This window comes from Roseofilum capinflatum BLCC-M114 (genome assembly GCF_030068505.1).
Taxonomy (GTDB): domain Bacteria; phylum Cyanobacteriota; class Cyanobacteriia; order Cyanobacteriales; family Desertifilaceae; genus Roseofilum; species Roseofilum capinflatum.
In genome coordinates, this window is record NZ_JAQOSO010000092.1 from 71031 (window position 1) to 91724 (window position 20694).

Annotated in this window: 10 protein-coding genes; 8 read left to right on the top strand and 2 right to left on the bottom strand. The window is 45.8% G+C overall.

The genetic code is table 11. The features are described 5' to 3' along the window. Positions 1 to 93 precede the first annotated feature (93 nt). Positions 94 to 5493 carry a trifunctional serine/threonine-protein kinase/ATP-binding protein/sensor histidine kinase gene (locus PMG25_RS17665; protein WP_283768210.1) on the bottom strand — a complete coding sequence of 1800 codons (5400 nt, stop codon included), beginning with the start codon at positions 5491 to 5493 and terminating at the stop codon, positions 94 to 96. A 158-nt stretch (positions 5494 to 5651) separates the two neighbouring features. Between PMG25_RS17665 and PMG25_RS17670 the strand changes: the two genes are divergently transcribed. Then, complete coding sequence (locus tag PMG25_RS17670; RefSeq protein ID WP_283768211.1) at positions 5652 to 7346, top strand: DUF2079 domain-containing protein; 1695 nt, start codon at positions 5652 to 5654, stop codon at positions 7344 to 7346. Positions 7347 to 7446: 100 nt separating this feature from the next. Then, entirely contained in the window at positions 7447 to 8736 is a 1290-nt protein-coding gene (mgsA, locus tag PMG25_RS17675) for a methylglyoxal synthase (RefSeq protein ID WP_283768212.1), read from the top strand. Here mgsA and PMG25_RS17680 read toward each other — a convergent pair. Beyond that, positions 8733 to 11891 carry an ATP-binding protein gene (locus PMG25_RS17680; RefSeq protein ID WP_283768213.1) on the bottom strand — a complete coding sequence of 1053 codons (3159 nt, stop codon included), beginning with the start codon at positions 11889 to 11891 and terminating at the stop codon, positions 8733 to 8735. The genes mgsA and PMG25_RS17680 overlap by 4 nt on opposite strands. A gap of 226 nt (positions 11892 to 12117) precedes the next feature. Here PMG25_RS17680 and PMG25_RS17685 point away from each other — a divergent pair, with 226 nt between their 5' ends. The 6 genes from PMG25_RS17685 to PMG25_RS17710 all read left to right on the top strand — a co-directional run bounded on the left by PMG25_RS17685 (position 12118) and on the right by PMG25_RS17710 (position 20689). Next, entirely contained in the window at positions 12118 to 13950 is a 1833-nt protein-coding gene (locus PMG25_RS17685) for a response regulator (protein ID WP_283768214.1), read from the top strand. 164 nt (positions 13951 to 14114) lie between these two features. After that, positions 14115 to 18773 carry a PAS domain S-box protein gene (locus PMG25_RS17690; protein ID WP_283768215.1) on the top strand — a complete coding sequence of 1553 codons (4659 nt, stop codon included), beginning with the start codon at positions 14115 to 14117 and terminating at the stop codon, positions 18771 to 18773. A 3-nt stretch (positions 18774 to 18776) separates the two neighbouring features. Beyond that, positions 18777 to 19163: a response regulator gene (locus PMG25_RS17695; RefSeq protein WP_283768216.1), complete on the top strand. Its 387-nt coding sequence runs from the start codon at positions 18777 to 18779 to the stop codon at positions 19161 to 19163. 101 nt (positions 19164 to 19264) lie between these two features. After that, positions 19265 to 19663: a hypothetical protein gene (locus PMG25_RS17700; RefSeq protein WP_283768217.1), complete on the top strand. Its 399-nt coding sequence runs from the start codon at positions 19265 to 19267 to the stop codon at positions 19661 to 19663. A gap of 29 nt (positions 19664 to 19692) precedes the next feature. Further along, complete coding sequence (locus tag PMG25_RS17705; protein ID WP_283768218.1) at positions 19693 to 20085, top strand: response regulator; 393 nt, start codon at positions 19693 to 19695, stop codon at positions 20083 to 20085. A 292-nt stretch (positions 20086 to 20377) separates the two neighbouring features. Next, positions 20378 to 20689 (top strand): DUF1830 domain-containing protein, encoded by a 312-nt coding sequence (locus tag PMG25_RS17710; protein ID WP_283768219.1) that lies wholly within the window; start codon positions 20378 to 20380, stop codon positions 20687 to 20689. Positions 20690 to 20694: the final 5 nt, after the last annotated feature.

A 20694-nucleotide genomic window follows, 5' to 3' on the forward strand; every position in this document is an offset into this window, starting at 1 on the left:
GCAGACATGAATACAAAAATAGTTGTCAGTCTACAAGATTTGGGTATAACCCGCCCCTACAGATCTCTGTAGCGCAAATAAATAGATTTGATATTATACAGGCAGGTGAATTATAAACTCCGTGCCTTGGCCCAATTCAGAGTTACAGATAATTGTACCACCATGTTTTTCTACGATAATTTGACGGGCGATCGCCATGCCTAACCCTGTGCCTTTGCCCACCGCTTTGGTGGTAAACCCCTGCTCGAAGATGCGCTCTTTTACCTCTGGAGGCATTCCGATCCCATTATCAGTAATGCGGACGGTCACCTCCTTGGCCGTGGCTGAGGTTTTAAGGGTAATCTGATTGGGATTAGCGGCAATCTCGTCAAAACTGCGCCCCTGATTGGTTTCTTCTAGGGCATCGATCGCATTAGCAATCAGATTCATAAACACCTGGTTGAGCTGTCCGGGAAAACATTGCACCTCTGGCAGTTCTCCATAGTCTCTGACAATTTCAATCGCGGGTCGCACTTCATTGGCTTTCAGGCGATGTTTGAGAATCAGCAATGTACTGTCGATCCCTTCATGCAGGTCAAACGGGACTTTATAATCTTTGTCCACACGGGAAAATATCCGTAGAGAATCGCTAATATGGCCGATGCGATTGGTTCCTTCTCGCATGGAGGCAATCAGGTGGGGTAAGTCTTCCCTGATAAACTCTAAATCGATCGCTTCGATTTCTTCTTCTATGGCTTCGCTCGGCTCTGGATATTCTTCCTGATACAGGTCAATCAATCTGAACAAGTCTTCTAAATATTCTTGGGCTGGGTTGATATTTCCCGCAATAAATGCCACAGGATTATTGATTTCGTGGGCAACTCCAGCCACCAAGTTGCCCAAAGCCGACATTTTCTCGCTTTGCACCAGTTGCAGTTGGGCTTGTTGCAGATCTGCTAAAGATTCTTCCAGTTTCTGGGCATAGTCTTGGGACTGTTCGTAGAGACGGGCATTTTCTAGGGAAATCGCTGCTTGGGAACAGAGCAGATTCAGCAGTTCGATGCGATCGCCGGTAAACGCTCCCACCGCCACATGATTTTCCAGATAGAGAATGCCGATCGCGTTACCTTGATTCAGGATCGGGGCGCACAGGAGACTTTTTGGTGGGTCTTGCAACAAATAGGAGTCGCCCGCCAACTGAGGTTCGCGAGAAACATCGTTAACAATCGTCGGTTTTTGAGTGCGTTTGACCTTATTCATCACACTCGTTGGGAGGGCCATATCGTCCTCTATTGGCATTGAATGCAACTGGCTCATCTGGAGCGTATATCGGGCGACGACTTGCCAAGTGTCTTGTTGGTTTAAAAGCAGAATGGCGCGATCGGCTCCCGCATTTTCCATCGCCGCTTTCATTAAGCTCGAAATCAGTTTATCTAGGTGGATTTCGCTCGATAAAGATTGAGCCGCTTTCATCGCTGTTGCCCAGTCCAGCATGAAACCGGTGCTGCTGCTACTCGAACTCGCGGTTCGCGTTAAGGTAGAAGCAACCGTTTGACCCTTCATCAGTTGTAAGCGGGGGGGTTGCACAATAGCAGAGAGCAGTTGGGGATATTGTTGTTCGAGTTGATCGGTTTTGGCTTTCGCACCCCAGCGAGCGTAGGCATAGTAGGCATCCGTCATATAGACTTGGGCGACTTTTTCTTTACCCCAATCGAGGTAAAATTTAGCCGCTAGTTCGTTGGCTAGAGCCTCTTCTTGTAAGAATTGGTTTTCTTTGGCTCCGGCTATGGCGCGATCGTAAAGTTCGATCGCCTCTGCCCTATTGCCTAAAACTCGCGCTTTTTCGGCTGCGATCAAATCCACTTTATGTTGGTGATTCATGGGGGCATGACGGGCCCATTGATCTTGCAGTTGGGTTTGGTTTTCTTCCACCCGCTCTAATGGCTCCGGTTCCCCTGTCCAATTGGCCAGAGCGGTCAAAGCATCATAAAAATAAAATGCCGGTTCGCTGACCATCCCCACGCCAGCGATTAAATATTGGCGGGTCGTAACTGCCTGTTCTTGAGCCGATTCTATTTGGCCAAAGACATAGGAAAGCATCAACTTATATAAATGAAATAAATACAACCCAAACCAGTCATGGGCAGCAGTCAGCACCGGCATAAATTCTGCTTCAACCAACACTTGCCCAGACAAAATACTAGGATACTCTTCTAGACCCTGAAAATTTAAGATAGATTGCCAATAGATGCGACAGTAATTGGCTGTTGTCACTTGATTTAATTGCATCAAACCCTGGCAATACACACGAGTTTGCTGTTCTAAATCGGCCAGGGACTGGCTGCACCAAAAGGAATTGAGACATACATTTTGGGCGCAATATCCGGCTAACTCCTGATTACCTACTTCAAGGGCACTTCTATAGCTCTCTTGTAGCAGTGCAAGCACATTTTTAAGATGAGATTGACGGTGCAAGAGGAACAAACCGGCCGCGTTGGTCACTTCTGGTTTAATTGCTTTGGCATCGAGTTGAGACACCAGTTCTAGAGCTAAATGGCCAAATTTGACTCCAGCGCTCACATCTTTCAACAGGTTACAAGCAATAGTTCCATAGCAAACATAACCAAAGCCTGACGCTAATGTATTGCCGTATTGGATGGAGAGTTTCACCGATAAGCAAATCAGGATGGGGAAGAAGGGAGGCGCAGCAATATACGCGACCGGTATGATACTGTTGGCAATTTGTACGATCGCCATTTTTTCCCGATCTCTCATTTCTGGTAAGTGAATCAAGTCTTCAATTTCCCGGTCTCCCAGCAGTTGTCCGATCTCGGCAATGGCTTGTTGAATATCATCATCCGTCGGTTTGGCCGGAAGGGGAGTGTCAAACTGTTGCAGCACTTGTAGGGCGATCGCAATAGCTTCGGTCAGTTGATTCTGGGAAATCTTGGCTTGAATTCTAATCCGGTAAACATTAACCTTTTCCAGTAGCGATCGGGTCTGTTTGATGACCGTCTCGACCCACTGTTCCATTTCCTCAAAGTCACCGCATAGGGAGGCCAATTCGGCGGCGAGTTCGTGAAACTCTAGACTCATTTCATATTGCCCCTGCCAGGGGTGTTCTCCCAATAGAAATAATCCCGTCCGGGCATAGTCCTGACCCGCTTGATAGGCAGTTGCGGCTCTGGCTTTGCGACAGGCAACTAGATTGAGTTGGGCGAGTTCATCCCGTTCGGGTTGCTTGGTAATTAAAGCCGTCCCATAGTTTAATTGATTAATTAATTCAAAAATACGGTCTTCCCTGACTGCTGGGGGGATCTGTTGCAGTAGGAGTTGTCCGATGTGGTAATGGGTAACTTGCCGTTGATCTTCGGGAATCAGAGCATAGGCGGCTTGTTGGACGCGATCGTGTACAAACTTATATCCTACTGAGATATCATCAGCTTTTTCCGTTCCCTTAGTCCCCCCTTCCCAAGGTGATTGAGGGGGATCTTGGAAAAACTTATAGGTCTGGCCCAGGGGCAACACTAAGCCCTCTTGCAGAGCCTTCCACAAAGCTGTAGCGACTTCCGTCTGAGGCCGTTGGCTGACAATCGCCAACGTCTGCAAGTCAAACTGATTGCCAATACAAGCGGCTAACTTCAAACTCTCCTGGGTGTCTTTGGGTAGCTTGTGCAGCCGAGTGGCCATAAACTCCACCACATCGTCCGTTAAGGCCAACTGTTGCACGGTGGTTAGGTCGCAGTGCCAATAGCCCAAATCGCGATCGAAGGCAATCGAACCTTCTTGATGCAATCCCTTGAGAAATTGGGTTGTAAAAAAGGGATTTCCCTTAGTTTTTTGATAAATTAATTCACTTAAAGACCAGGCCAGTTCTGGGGTGCAACTGAGGGTATCGGCGACCCATAAATTTAGATCGGTTTCACTTAAGGGCGCAAGTGTTATGGTCTTCATCTTCGCTCCCAATTTGCCCATCTCATCTAGACTCAACATGAACGGGTGAGCGGGAGAGACCTCATTATCTCGATAGGCTCCTAGCAAAAGTAAATAACCCATCTTGTTCTCACTCATGAGCAGTCGCATCAACTTCAAAGAAGCTGAATCTGCCCATTGTAGATCATCGAGAAAAATGACAAGGGGATGCTCAGGAGTAGTAAAAACTCGAATAAATTTCTGAAATAATAGGTTAAAACGATTTTGCGCTGCATTGCCAGAGAGTTCGGGAACTGGGGGCTGTTGGCCAATAATGGACTCTAACTCTGGAATCACATCAATAATCACTTGCCCATTTTCCCCCAAGGCGGCCAGAATTTTCTCTTTCCACTGGTCTAACTGAGCGTCTGATTCTCCTAATAACTGTTGCATCAAATCCCGAAAGGCAATGACGAAAGCGCTAAAGGGAATATTGCGTTGAAACTGGTCAAATTTTCCTTTAATAAAATAGCCGCGCTGCCGCACAATAGGCTTGTGAACTTCGTTAATAACGGCGGTTTTGCCAATTCCGGAAAATCCGGCGACTAGCATCATTTCGGTGTTGCCCTCTGCTACTCGCTCGAAGGCGGTGAGTAAGGTTTGGATTTCTGCTTCTCTGCCGTAGAGTTTTTCAGGAATCAGAAAGCGCCCGGTAATGTCCCGTGTGGCTAACTCAAAGGGTTCTATTGTTCCGGTTTCTTGCCATTGCTGCAAGCAAGCTTCAAGATCGAATTTTAATCCCAAGGCACTCTGATAGCGGTCTTCGGCATTTTTGGCCATCAGTTTCATGACGATATCGGAAACGATGGGCGGGATTTCGATATTGGACTTTTTGTTTCTTATTTCAGCAGGAGGTATGGGCTGTTGGGAAATGTGACCATGTACTAATTCCATGGGGTCATCGCTACTAAAGGGTAGAATTCCGGTTAGTAATTGATATAAGGTTACGCCTAGGGAATAGAAGTCGCTGCGGTAGTCGATGCCTCGATTCATGCGCCCGGTTTGTTCGGGAGAAATGTAGGCGAGGGTTCCTTCTAAGACGTTAAAATTTTTAATTTCTTGGGCTTCCCTGGGCAGTAGGGAGGCAATACTAAAATCAATCAGTTTAACCTCTTGGGTTTCGGGCTGAATGAGGATGTTGGCAGGTTTGATGTCTTTGTGAATGACTCGGTTGCGGTCTAATTCTTGTAAGATGTCGGCGAGTTGAATGGCAATCTGTAAACAGTTTTCTAAAGTGAATGAGCCATAGTTTTGTATGGCTTTGTCGAGAGAAATAGCGCCCAAGTCTTCCATGACTAAGGCATAGCCATTGCCATAGCGTTCTAGGCTTAAGGGGGTGACAATGGCACTTGAGTTCAGGTTTTTAGCAATGGTATATTGATTGTGAAATTGTAGTAATTCGCTAAAGCCGGGGTATTCATTGCGGAGAAATTTGATCGCTACTCTCATGGAGTCAGAAGTCCGAAGTCCCCGATAGACTAAGGTTCGCTCTCCTTGATAAATTTTTTCCTTGATTTGATAACCGTGTAGCTTTAGTGGCATTAGGGTCTATGGTCTTTTGGCTAAATTATAATTTTAGCTATTATATTAACCTAATAATCCCCATGGCGATCGCCTAAAGCGCGTTCATCTCTTGGGGCAGTGCTATACAATGGGGTCTATTCTTGTATCGTGTCAGGGAGTTAAACTCAAATCCCCCCATGTCTGAAGTGCTGAAACCAAAGTCTTCAAGTCTGAGACGGGTTTTGTGGATGGCGATCGCCTTTTTCCTGTTTAGCCTCACCCTGACGTTAAACCGCCATTACACCTTTTACTCCACTACCGATCAGGGATTATTCAATCAGATGTTCTGGAACAGTCTCCAGGGTCGGTTTTTCCAGACTTCTCTGGCTTCCATGCTCTCCGCAGAGGCGATCGATGGGGGCGGAGTTCCTACGGTAACCTACAACTATCTGGGGCAGCACTTTACACCGGCAACGCTCCTCTGGTTGCCCCTGTATGCTCTCTTTCCCCATGGCGTGACGTTGATTGTGATTCAAGTTTCCTGGGTGACGGCGGCGGGGTTAGTCCTGTATGCGTTAGCTAGAGAGTACCTGAATCCTCCAGTCTCTGGGATGATTGCCTGTAGTTTTTATAGTGCCACGGCTGTATGGGGGCCAACCCTAGGCAATTTTCACCCGATCGCTCAACTGCCCCTGTTGGTTTTTAGTGCCTTACTTGCCTTAGAAAAACGGTGGTGGTGGCTGTTTGTACTTCTGGTTTTGTGGATCTTAGGGGTGCGCGAAGATGCGGGTTTGATTGTGTTTGGAGTCGGCGTTTATTTAAGAGTTAGCCAACGCTATCCTCGCTTAGGAATTGGATTATGTGTTGCCAGTATTGCCTATATTTTAACGGTGACTCATTTCATTATGCCTCAAATTTCTGATCATCTCAATCAGAAGTCACTGATCGATCAATTTGGGCAATATGTCAATACCCCTAAAACCTCAGTCTTACAAGTGATTTTGGGAATAATTTCCCAGCCATGGTTATTGGTTTGGGATGTGATTTATCCTCCAGGAAAAACCCTAATCTATTTACTGCATCAGGGATTACCCTTGGCATTTATTCCGGCTGTTGCTCCGGCGGCTTGGTGTATTTCTGGGTTTCCTGTGTTGCTCTTACTCCTAAGTCAAGAATTATCGGTACTAGGGATGACGATGCCCTCTGCTATGGGGATGGTTCCGGGTTTATGTTATGGGGCGATTCTCTGGTGGGCTGGACAAGGATTAAATCATGGGACTCGCCATCGCCATCGGCTTTATCCTCAGCCGTTAACCCCTCGATTTCAGAAGATTTGGTCAGCTTGTATGGTGGTGTCTATTCTGCTGACGATTACGGCTAATCCGAGTCAGACGTTTTATTTTCTCATTCCCGATTCGATTGATCCCTGGGTGTTTGTTTCTTTACCCGAACAATGGGAACATGGGGGAAAGATTCGCTCGATTATTGATGAAATTCCACTGGATGCGAGTGTGTCAGCAACCCAGGAAATTCTTCCCCATCTTTCGGCAAGGCAGGAGATTATTGGCCTACCGGGGATTGACTTTAGCTATGAACCGGGCGATCGCCAACCAGTAGAGTATTTAGTGGCGGATCTGTGGCGGCTGCAACGCTATCAAGGGGCTTTTCCCCAACAACGACACTTACTTTACTATAATGTAGTCCTGATTGATACTCTAGTACAACAGCGCAGTTATGGTATTCTCAGATTTGAAGATGGAGTTGCCCTGCTGCGGCAAAATGCTGCTAATGATGCCCAAGCGATCGCCGCTTGGTTAGGCTATCGACAAACCCTGAACCCTCTGATCCAAAATATCCACCAAGAACTTAATCCCACCTCCCCAATTTCTTAACCTGATTCCTCCCGATTGGGGGCAGGTTTACAGAAGTTATGGGTGAGAATTTAGAGAGTTGAACTAACCTGCCCCTACCGATTACGATTACCCATTCCCCATGTCTCAAAAAATTGCCCTCATTGCCCACGATAGCAAGAAAGACGATATCGTTGAGTTTGCCCAAAAACACGCCAAGTTGCTCTCTTGCTATCCCCTGATTGCCACCGGAACCACCGGAGAACGTATCGCCTCCGCCACCGGATTAACCGTAGAGCGGATGTTATCCGGGCCCTTGGGGGGGGATGCCCAAATTGCCTCGCAAGTGGCCACAGGCGAAGTAAGAGCGGTGATTTTCCTGATTGACCCCCTTTACGCCCAACCCCACGAACCGGATATTCATGCGCTGCTGCGGATTTGTGAAGTGCATAATGTGGCGCTTGCGACTAACTTATCGACAGCAGAAGCGGTCATTACCAGTCTGCGACGCACCCGTACCGCTCACTTAATTTTTAATCCGGTTTCCGGTCAAGGGAACTCTCGACAAGACCTGTTATTGATTCGGCAGTTGTTGGAACCCTATTTCCAGCTTACGGTATCGATGACAACCCCCGATCGCAGTCCAGAAGACTTGGCAAAAACGGCGATCGCCCAAAAAGTCGATATGATTATTGCCTCTGGAGGGGACGGAACCGTATCAGCCGTCGCTGGAGCCTTAATGGGCACAGACATCCCCCTAGGCGTGATTCCCAGAGGAACCGCTAACGCCTTTGCCAATGCTTTGGGTATTATTTCTAACTTAACCCCCATTCGCACCGCCTGCGATGTGATTGTGACTGGGATGACTCGCGTCGTTGATGTGGGGCGATGTAACGGCAAACCCATGATCCTCTTAGCCGGTGTCGGTTATGAAGCTGGAGCGATTGAAAAAGCAGACCGGGAAGCCAAAACCCGTTGGGGCCCCCTGGCCTATATCATGGCCGGATGGAAGCAAGTGCGAGAGCATGAACTCTTCGAGGTGGAAATGGAAATCGATGGCGTGTTGAAAACCTTCCAAGCGGGAGCGATCACCATTGCTAATGCGGCTCCTCCCACCTCCGTGATGGCCCAAGGGATGGGTCAAGTGATTCCCGATGATGGCTTATTAGAAGTAGTGATTATTACGGCTGAGACCAAATTGGCCACCGTGAATGCCATGATTGACTTATTCGGTTCTGGACTGACAAAAACCCCCATTCAACGGGAAGATACCCTGGGAGTCCGCACCCGCAAGGTCAAAGTTGCCACTCATCCCGATCAAAAAGTGGTCTTAGATGGAGAAATTATTGGTACAACTCCGATTGAAGTCGAATGTGTTCCCAAGAGCTTAACGGTGCTGGCTCCCCCACCCAATCAGAGAATTAATGATTAAGAATGAGTTGAAACCCACTCACTGATTTGATCGAAGCGAAAGTCGTTCATTAACTGCATCAGGGTTTCGGCAAGGTCTGGATTGGTGGATTGGATCTGTTCAACCAGGTGCAGCACCTGGCGATCGTTCAGTTCAAGGGTGGCTTGTGCCATTTCTTGTCGCCATTGTACTGGCAGACGTTGTAAATCCTCTGGGGTGAGTGGGTGGTCAACATCGGAGTTGGGCGATCGCCGATCCTGCCTCTCTTGCTCATAAACATAACGTACCCCCAAATATTGTGCCATCATCTGGAAAATCAGATCTTCTTCAAAAGGCTTAGACACCACATCATCACATCCAGCCAATAAACTTAAGGCTTTTTCCTCCTCCACAATACTTGCAGTCAGAGCAATAATAATCGTTTTTCGCTCCCCCTCTTGCGCTCGAATCTGACGAACCGCTTCGTAGCCATCCATAACCGGCATTCTCATATCCATCCAAATTAAATCCGGTTGCCATTGCCGCCAAATTTTAATCGCCTCTTCCCCAGTGTGAGCCATTTTCACATAAAATCCCACCGGTTGCAAAAACTTAGTTAACAATTTACAATTGTTCGGTTGATCGTCAACCACTAAAATCTGATAATTGGGTTGGCCTGCTTGTAATTTAATCACTCTTGGTGTCACCTTCAAATCGATCATTTGATCAGTAGAACTGGGCGTAACTTTAATCATAAAGACAAACCTAGTCCCCTGACCCACTTCACTCTCTACCCTAATGTCTCCCCCCATCAATTGAATAAATTTTTGACTAATTGATAGTCCTAAACCGGTACCTTCCTTATGATTTTTTCCCGATTGAGTTTGCCCAAAGGGTTGGAACAAATTAGGGAATTCTTCAGCCGCAATCCCTTGTCCAGTATCCGATACAGTAAACTCCAGTTGGGTTGATTCAGAAGAAGTGTATTGCTCGACTCTTACCTCTATACTCCCCGTTTCAGTAAACTTAAAAGCATTACTCAGAAGATTCGTTAAAATTTGACGTAATTTAACTTTGTCTGTGCAAATATATTCAGAAACTCCAGGGTTACAATGAATCTTAAATTGTAATTGTTTACAAATGATTTTATCTTGAAAGCTTTGTTCAATCTCTTTCAGTAAAGTATACAAATTAAAATCATTCAAATTCAAGCTCACTTTTCCCGCTTCTATCTTAGATAAATCGAGAACATTATTAATCAGGCTGAGGAGATATGTACCACTTTGATGAATAATTTGCAGATTCTCTTCTTGTTCGGTACTCAGATTTTCTGAACGCACCATGAGCTGGGAAAAGCCTAAAATTGAATTCAGAGGAGAGCGCAATTCATGACTCATATTCGCTAAAAAAAGACTCTTTGTTCTGTTGGCAACTTCAGCAACTTCTTTGGCATAATAAAGTTGTTCCGTTCTCTGTTGAACCTTGGTTTCTAAAGTGTGATTATAGTCCCGCAGAATGCGATCGGTTTGTTTGCGCTGGGTAATATCCTGAAAAACAGCGATCGCATAAATAATTTCTCCTTGCTGATTATAAATCGGAGTCGTCCATACTTCGGCCTCGATCGTCTGATTCTCTTGCTTAAAAATTAAGTTATCTGAGTACACTTTTTCTCCCAAAAGAGACTTAGAGACAGGTAATTCTTCTGGGGGATAGAGTCGATCCGTTTCCGCTTTATAAATTTGGTAGTATTGATTCATTTCGAGAAGCGAACACTCCATGGATTTATCGGACTTAATTTGCAAAAGTTGACGACCTTTTTCATTAATATAATGAATTGTTCCATCTAAGTTATGAATCGCAACGCCTAATGGAATTGACTCCAAAAATTGCTGCACGCGCTGTTCATTGTCTTGAATTGTTGAGAACGATGTTTTCAATTCTTTAATCATATGATTGAAAGAGTGGGCCAGTTCTCCAATTTCATCTTGGCGATTCAACTCTAGAGAACTTGACCAATCACCTTGAGCTACCTTTTGAGCATACTGATTTAAATGAGTCAGGGGTTGGGTCACCCAACGAGCAGTCAAGATGCCAATCACAATCGTTCCACATAAAGCTAAAATACAGAGTTTGATAGTGTTGCGAGTATTCTGATTAATTTCTGCCATAAAATCGGATTCCGGAATGGCCAGAACAATCCACCAATTCATTTTTTTATTGGAAAATAATATGGTTTTAATGAAATATTTTTGTTGATTTATCTTGAGACTAGAGAGTTCTAATGGCTCGAATTTAGTGAAATCATGACTGTGTATTTCTATGTATTTAGAAATAGTTCGAGTGATGGGATCTTGACTATTGATGGCGTTGACTAGAGCAATTTCTCCATTGTTTTCTACAACTAATGTTTCCTCTAATGAGGTGGCAACCAGTTGACCAGATTGATCGACAATAAAGGCTTGGCCGGTTTGACTCAGGTTAAGAGACTGCAAAAAGTTTTTAAGATACTGGATATCGACTAAAACTGAGGTAACGCCTTCAATTTGATCGGTTCCGGGTCTGAATAGTAGACTGGATAAACTAATGGTTAAGTTTTGGTTGTGAATAAAGCGAGCATAAACATCTGTCCACACCATGCCTTGATTGTCTATAGCTGCCTTAAACCAAGGACGATTCTTGACTGCAAAATAGCCTCGGACTTCATCTGGATTGTTTCTAGAAAAGAAAGAGTCTAAATCATAATAAATATTCATCTGAAAATTATTTTGTTTTTTGACAACAGCAATCCCGGACTGAACTGTGCCTTGAGCATCATGACTGGCTCCTGCGGCTCGATATTCCCCGTCTAGATTAGTTACCTGAATCGAACTGATAAATTCAGATTGATAATATTGAGATTGACTCCACAAATAAGGAACCCATGCATCTAGGTTTTGCAAATCCAGAAAGTTCTGATTCACCAACTCTTGATGATGGTATAGGATCTTTTCGGGGATGGATAAAAAATGAGTAATTTTCTCTTGGACGCGATCGCTGGTTTCATCGAGTAACTCATAAGCAATCTTTTCTACTGATTTTCGTCCATTGCGGAAAGAAAAATAACTCACTAACCCAACGGCGATCAAAATTTCGAGTAGAAAGGGAAGAATAAAAATGGTTTGTAAAGATGGATAACACCAATGTCTTTTTTGATACATGTTTAATTCAGGGTTTAAAACAGGACTCATGGGCATATACTTAAAGAATCTGGATCGCCTAAGTTTTTATAGAATAAAGGCTTAATATTAATTCATGGCTTCAAGACTTCCAAAATTTAATCTTTAATTCCCAATTCAAGGGTGATTTTTGTATCGATCCCTATTGCCAAGAAACAGCTTGCACGTTACAACAGCCATAATAGACGATCATCAGGAATCGGAGGCGATGAAAATTCTATTGGTCGAAGACGATCGCGCCTTAGCTGAACTGTTAAAAAACGAACTCACCGCTCACCATTATTTGGTTGATGTGGCGTTTGAGGGCAATTTAGGATGGCAACTGGCAGAAGGGATTATCTACGACTTAATTGTGCTAGATGTGGAATTACCCCAACTCAATGGGATTGAATTTTGTCAGCAGCGACGCAAAAAGGGCGATCGCACCCCCATTCTGCTGATGACTGCCCAAGACTCTAGCACCCAAAAGGTGACGGGGTTAGATGCAGGAGCCGATGATTACCTGACCAAACCCATTGACTTACCGGAACTGCTGGCTAGAATTCGCGCTCTGTTGCGTCGAGGCAATGATAGCCGACTGCCGACCTTAACTTGGGGGAAGTTACGTCTCGATCCCAGTCAATGTCAAGTCACCTATGAAAAAACCCTACTCAAGCTCACCGCCAAAGAATACGAATTGCTGGAATTGTTTCTGCGTCATCCGCAACGGATTTTTAGTCAAAGTGCCATTCTCGATCATTTATGGTCTTTTGATGACCCCCCTTCAGAAAATGCGGTACGCACCCATATCAAAAGCTTGCGTCAAAAACTGAAAAAAGCAGGCAGCTCCAGCAGTTTTATTGAGACAGTCTATGGTTTAGGGTATCGCCTCAATGGAGGGCTTCAAGAGACCGCAAGCCGCCACAATTCTAATATTCCTCCAGCCTTTTTATCCATTTGGGAACGCTATCAGGATCAATATTGCGATCGCCTGAAAGTCATCCAAACCACCCTCGACCATCTCCCCACCGATTTCCTCGATCCCGACTCCCTCCAAGATGCCATTCGTGAAGCCCATACCCTGGCTGGTTCCCTGGGTAGCTTTGGCCTCAAGGATCTTTCTGAAGTCGCTAGGGAGATTGAACAGATCTTGAAAACGCCCCAAGATCGAACCACACTCTTAGAAACCTTAGCCCCTCAAATCAACCAATTACATGAAGGTCTAACCCAGAATACAACTAAAAAGATGGCTCCTCTTCCTCCCCAACCGATAGTCTTACCCCAGATTCTAATTATCGAAGCCGATCCCATTTTTGCCAACTCCTTGCAAGAACAAGCGACCCGCGCTCATCTGAATCCGGTGGTAGTTTCTACCCTATCAGAGGGGAAGCAGAAGGTGAAGAAGTGCCCCCCGGATCTGATTGTCCTAGAGTTATCCCTTCCCAAAACTGGCCAGACTCAGATCTTAGAATGGATCGCCTCGATCGCCACGGCCGAACCCCCCATACCGGTGGTGGTTTTGGCCGAGCAAAACACCTTAGAGGATCGGTTGGCTGTGGCGAGAGCAGGAGGACAAGGATTTTTGCAAAAACCGATTTCGGCCCAAGAGGCGATCGCCTCCCTGCGTCCCTTCCTCAAAGGGGATCAAACCCAATCCCCCCAACTGCTGATTGTTGATGATGACAGCCAACTCTTAGCCTACTTAAAACAAATCCTTACCCCTTGGGGATTTGCAATTACCCTGCTCAACCATCCCCAAGAGTTTTGGCAAACCCTACAAGAGATCCAACCGGATTTAGTTCTGCTAGATATTGAAATGCCGGAAGTAACCGGTATTGAACTGTGTCAAGTGCTGCGGAATGACCCCCAATGGATGGGGCTGCCGGTGTTGTTCCTCTCCAGTCATCGGGATTCCCAAACCATTCAGCAAGTTTTTTTAGCTGGAGCTGATGATTATATCCAAAAACCGATTGTAGAACCAGAATTAATTGCTCGCATTCTTAACCGTTTAGAGCGTCGCTCCAAACCTTCTCTAGTGCAGCGATATAGCGCTTCGCGCTAGGGAATAGGGTTGTGGTACATGGCTTTGAGCCTTTAATGCTGTACACCATAACAGCGCGAAGCGCTGTATTTGCAAACATAATGGATGGGAGTCAGTCCCTAGTGCCCTCCAGATACAATAGAGTCATCCCAAGTGATGGAATCGAACAGAGATTAGATTACCCTATGATGCGATCGGATATGGTGTTTCAAAATGATCGATGCAGTTCCTTAGAAGAGGAGAACTGCGATCCTGCTTCGCAGGCCTCAACACTGCTCGGTAACCCTCACTGGGGCGATCGAGCATCACAGCAGTTTAGCACTGAACTGGCAACCCATACCGACATTCATCGCGCGTTGTCTTTGATGGAACACCTGATGCTGATTATTGATCTCGATCGCCATCAAATTAAGGTCATTCCTACCGATATACAAGCGGATTGGGTGCAACTGACGATACAAGAGTTCTCTACAGATGGCTTCTGGGATCTCATGATGGAGGCGATCGCCACTCAAACCCCCCAATCTATTCAATACCAGCTAACCCACGCTAACCAACGGACGCGCTCTTTTCAAGCTCAAATTTACCCTTACGCCGAAAATACAGTTCTTTGGGTTGCCACTCCCCATATTTCCCTCTCTCCTCCTGAGAGTATCCCTTCCCTGCTGGCCGAAATCACTCTAAAAATTCGCCAATCTTTAGATTTAGACAAGATTTTAAGAGTTACTACCACTGAAATTTGTAGCTTACTGCAAACTGACCGCGCCTTGATTTTACAACTGCAAAAAGATGGCTCGGCCCTGGTGATTGAAGAATCAGTTATTCCGGGATGGATTCCCTTACTCGGACATAAAATTTATGACCCCTGTTTCCAAGCCTATGAATCCTACTATCTTCAAGGTCGTGTGGGTCAACTCAACCGCATCGAAGACCTGAATACAGATTCCTGCTATCGAGAATTTTTGACCTATTTCCAAGTTCAATCCAATTTAGTTATTCCCCTAATTAGTCAAGAGGAACTCTGGGGGTTTCTAATTGTTCATCAATGTTCTCATTCCCGACAATGGAAATCTTGGGAAATTGATTTTCTGCAACAATTGGGCAATCAAGTGGGCATTGCCATTGCCCAATCTGCGATCCTGAAACAAATGCGCCTCGTTGCTCAGAAACTTGCCTTTCATTTTGAAAATTCGCCCTTGGCTGTGATTGAATGGAATCAGGAATTCCGGATTCGCCAATGGTCTCCTCAAGCCGAGCATATCTTAGGGTGGAGTTTTGCCGAAGTGGAAGGCAAACATTGGTCTCAATTTCCCTTTATTTTTGAGCCAGATTTAGAAGAATTCAAGGAATCTGTTTTTAGCCTGATTGATGGCACTCAGGATCGGCAAATTTGTAGCTATCGCAATTTAAATCAAGCGGGCAACCTGATTTATTGTGAATGGTATCACTCAGTTCTACGGGATCAAGAAGGGAATGTATTATCGATTCTTTCTCTCGTTCAAGATGTGAGCGATCGCCACCAAGCTGAAACGGCTCTGCGCCAAAGTGAAGCCCATTTTCGCATCACTTTTGAACAGTCTCCCATTGGCATGAGCTTAAATAATTTGGATGGCACAATTGTGCAACTCAATCAAGCGTATTTGAATTTGTTAGGGTATCGCTTTGAAGAGTTGAAAGACTTGCCCACTCGCTACTTTATTCATCCGGATGATCTGCATATTGATCGAGACCTTTATCAGCAATTGGTTAATCACAATATCGATCATTATACCATAGAAAAACGTTTGATCGACAAACGCAAACAAATTGTATATACCCTCTTTAAGGTTGCCTTAATTTACGATCGTGATGGTCATCCCTTGCATATTATTTCCCAAGTCATAGATATTAGCGATCGCAAACAAGTAGAAGAATCCCTTCAACAGAGTGAAGAACGTTGGCAACTGGCGATTCAAGGCAATCATGATGGGATTTGGGATTGGAATGTACAAACCAATGAGGTATTTTTTTCTCCGCGCTGGAAAGAAATGTTAGGCTACAGCCATGAGGAACTGAGCAATACCATAGAAGAATGGACAAAACGAGTCCATCCCGATGATTTACCTTGGGCGATGCGAGCCATTCGCAAACATTTTAACCAGGAAACTCCCTTTTATATTAATGAGCATCGATTACGGTGCAAAGATGGCAGTTATAAATGGATTTTAGACCGGGGACAAGCCCTCTGGGATGATGGGGGAAATGTGCTAAGGATGGTGGGGTCTCACACCGATATTAGCGATCGCAAACAAGCCGAAGCTGCCCTGCGAGAGAGCGAAGCCCGCTACAGTTCTCTCACCAACGATGTGCTGGATAAATCCGCCGTCGGGATTTTTATCCTCGATGCCGAATTTAAGGTCGTGTGGGTGAATCAAACCCTAGAGAAATTCTTTGGCGTAAAGCGAGAAGAGATTATCGGTCGCGATAAACGATCGCTCATTCGCGATCGCATTCAATACCTATTTGCCGATCCGCAACAGTTTCATGATACGGTGCTGGCCACCTACGACCATAACACCTATACCGAACACTTTGAATGCCATATTCTCCCCGCTCAAACCCGTCAAGACCGATGGTTAGAACACCTGAGTCAACCCATCCAATCCGGCTTATATGCGGGTGGACGCATTGAACACTACACCGATATCAGCGATCGCATTCTCCATGAAGCCGAACTGCATCGCCTCAACCGCGCCCTGCATACCCTCAGCCACTGCAACCAGGCGATCGTCCGTTCCACCTCCGAAATCGACCTGCTCCATAACATCTGTGATATCCTCGTCAACCTAGGCGGTTATCGCCTCGCTTGGATCGGCTACGTTGAACAAGACCCCCAGAAAAGCATTACCCCCATCGCCAAAGCCGGGTATGAAAACGGCTATCTTGAACGACTACACCTCACCTGGGCCGATACAGAACTCGGCCGAGGCCCCACCGGAATCGCTGCTCGCAGAGGCCAACCCTGTGCCTTTCAAGACATCCTTACCCACCCCAACTATGCCCCTTGGCGACGGCAAGCCGAACAACGGGGTTATCGCTCCTCCATTGCCCTCCCCCTGAAAACTGACCAAGGGGTATTTGCCGTCCTTAACCTCTACTCCAGTCAACCAGATGCCTTTGATGACTCTGAAATTCGGCTTTTGTCTGAATTGAGTGCCGATATCACCTATGGGGTGATGGCTCTGAGAACCCATCACGCCCATGCCGAGAGTGAAGAGAAATTTCGCCAACTGGCCGAAAACATCGAGGATGTGTTCTGGATGACGACTGCCAACCAAGACCAAATGCTCTATGTGAGTCCCGCCTATGAAAAAATTTGGGGACGCACCCAAGAGAGTCTCTATCAGCAGCCGAAATCCTTTATTGAGTCCATTCATCCGAGCGATCGCCCCAGGGTAACCACCGTACTCCAATCCTCTAATACCTTCGATCTCGAATATCGGATCAGGCAACCGGATGGCGACCTGCGCTGGATTTGGGATCGGGGCTTTCCCATTGTTGATGCCAACGGCGATGTCTATCGACGGGCTGGAATTGCCAAAGATATCACCACCCGCAAACAGACGGAAGAGCTACTGCGACGCACCAACGAACATCTAGAAATCCGAGTCGCCCAACGGACTGCTGAACTGGCTTCAGCCAATCTACGGCTGCGAGAGGAACTCGAACAAAGACAACGAACGGAATCTCATCTAGAAGAAGCGGAACGCCGGTGGCGCACCCTGCTAGAAAATGTGCGCTTGTTGGTGGTGGGACTCGATCGCCAGGGAACCATTGAATATGTTAATCCCTTTTTTGTGGAGTTAACCGGTTATCCGGCCTCGGAAATCCTGGGCAAAAATTGGTTTGATACCCTGATTCCTGCCCATGCTTGCCCAAAAGTGCGTCGCACCCTGCAAGGGTTACTCACCCCCGAAGGCAATCCCCATTATCACCATACTGTGCTTACTCAGTCCGGAGAAGAGAAGATGATTGCCTGGAATAGCACCCAACTCCATGATGCCCAGGGAGAGGCGATCGGGACGATGAGCATTGGCGAAGATATTACCGAACGCTACGCTATTGAACGGATGAAAGATGAGTTTATTTCCGTGGTCAGCCATGAACTGCGTACTCCTTTAACGTCAATCCATGGAGGGCTGAATTTATTGTCGAGTGGCTTGGTCGATCCCAGTTCTTCCAGAGGAAAGCATGTAATTAATATTGCGGCTGATAGTGCGGAACGTTTAGTGCGATTGGTCAATGATATTCTGGAATTAGAGCGCCTAGAGTCGGGCAAGATCCGCTTACAAAAACAGGCGATCGCCGTCAATGACTTGTTGCTGCTCGCCGTCGAGCAAATGCAGGTGATGGCCACCCGTGCCGGAGTCACCCTTGTGGTCTCGGAACAGACTTCAGGCGTAGAGTTTTATGCGGATGTAGACCGTATGTTGCAAGTGCTGACCAATTTGTTAAGTAATGCGATTAAATTTTCCGATCCCGGAAGTCAGGTGAGCTTAACGGTGACCCAGGACTTTCTCAGCATTCACGGCCCCTATTGTCCCTGTCCGGATTCACCCCATCTCACCTTTACCATTGAAGATTGGGGTCGGGGAATTCCCAAAGATAAACTGGAGTCCATTTTTGAGCGCTTCCATCAAGTGGATGCCTCCGACTCCCGTCGTAAGGGAGGCACGGGTTTGGGTCTAGCCATCTGCCGCAGTATCGTGGAACAACATGGGGGACGGATTTGGGTAGAGAGTCAGTTAAACCAAGGGAGTCAGTTTTCTTTTTCCCTACCCATCCATATCCAAGGAGAAGGGTAAATTATGGCCACTAAACGGATTTTAGTCATTGATGATGATGATGGAGTACGGGAAATTATTCAGATTTCCCTGGAAGCGGCGGCTGGATGGGAGGTGATCCCCGCTTCGTCGGGTCAAGAGGGGATAGAACTGGCCGCAATTCAACAGCCGGATGCTATTTTGTTGGATATGATGATGCCGGGAATGGATGGTAAGGCGACCTATCAAGCGCTACAAGGCAATCCTTTGACGGTAAATCTCCCGACCATTCTGCTGACGGCTAAGGCCAAAAATAGTGAAAAACAACAGTTTATTGAGGATTTAGGGGTCACTGGGGTGATTACTAAACCCTTTGATGCCATGGGGTTAGTCCAACAAATGTGTTGGCTTCTCCATTGGCCGGAAACATGAAGAAATGTTAAGTTTTATTCCCAGCCGAGAGAGAATCACAAAATCCTCACATTTGTCTTTTACAGTTTGGGGGCAAAGATCAATTAGAGGTCGAAACAGTTATGGGCTATACATCGAAGAGTCCCAAAACTGGGGATAGTAAAACAGGTGGTGCAGCATGGCAACAATTGTCGGTTTCCTCGTCTACGGACGAACCCTGGACAGACATGGAGTATATTGACCTGGCGATCGCCGTTCTCAAAACCCAAGACCCCGATCTGATTCATTCCCTGACTGATTTTTTAATGGTTTTGCCCACTCCGGGTCACATTGAAGGGGTACTTGAACATGCGATCGATCAACTCGCTCAGATTGATAGAAATACCCATCAGTGGATTTTAGACCATTCTGCTTGTTTGATGCCTTATGTCGATCTGCTTCAGAGCCAATCTAGACCCCCTTGTGTATCCCCATCCTATTGGAGTGATTTACAGGCGAAAACTCCTGCCTTTTTAGCTTAAACCAGCTTATCCACCTAGAGGGAAAAGTAATGCCTCCTAAGATTCTACTCATTGAACAAACTGGAGAGCTTCGGAAGTTACTAGATGAGGTACGAACTCAAGCCGAATTCAACTGTATTTCGACCACTGAACCTTCCTTAGCCCTACAGTTGTGTCATTATCTATCCCCTCATCTCATTTTCGTTGACTTTGAACTTCCTCAGTTCAATGGATATCAGTTTTCTGAGCAAGTCAATGGAGGTTTTGAACGTCCCCATATTCCCTTAATTGCTATTATTCATCCTGCTCATATCATTGAGTATCGTCAATCTCTTTATACGGTAGATGACTATTTGTTTAAACCTGTCAACATCAATCAATTAATCCAAAGAGTTGAGTCTTATTTGTCCGATCCCTATAGGTTATGTCCATCTTTTAATTGATCCTTGACTTACCCCACAGGAGGTTAGATAATGTTAGAAATGAATTGTCCTTGTTGCTCCTATCCACTACTCAGACATATTCGCTCTACAGGGATGTATTGGTACTGTAGTCATTGTCATCAAGAAATGCCCACTAATTCGCTGTATTCACGAGAGAGAAGTCGCTCAATCTCCTCTCCCTTTATCGAAGAGTGGCTCAAGTATAAACAGCAAAAACTGCTGGCTGTAGGAGCATAAATTAATTCTTTTGTTGAATCCATGTCGTTATTTGTTAACTCAGGAGAAGTTCATCATGTTGTATCCCCAAACCTTTGACCAAAAAAGTTGGATGTTATGTTACTACAAAAATGAAAGCCAAGGAGTACAGATTCTAAAAATTGATAATGTAGAAGATTGGTACTTTGAACGGCTGGTTAAGCCAGAAGAGCGCTTGGTTTTTGAAGCACCAGAAATGGCCCAATTACAGATTCATTATGCATCTTCGAGTCAATATAAATCGCTGGAAATTATTCCCTGCTATCAAATTCGAGTTAGATATGGGCTAGAGTATGAATCGCTTGCTAGGCCTAATTTAAAAGTGGTTTCCATTAACCGTAGTGCTTAATCACA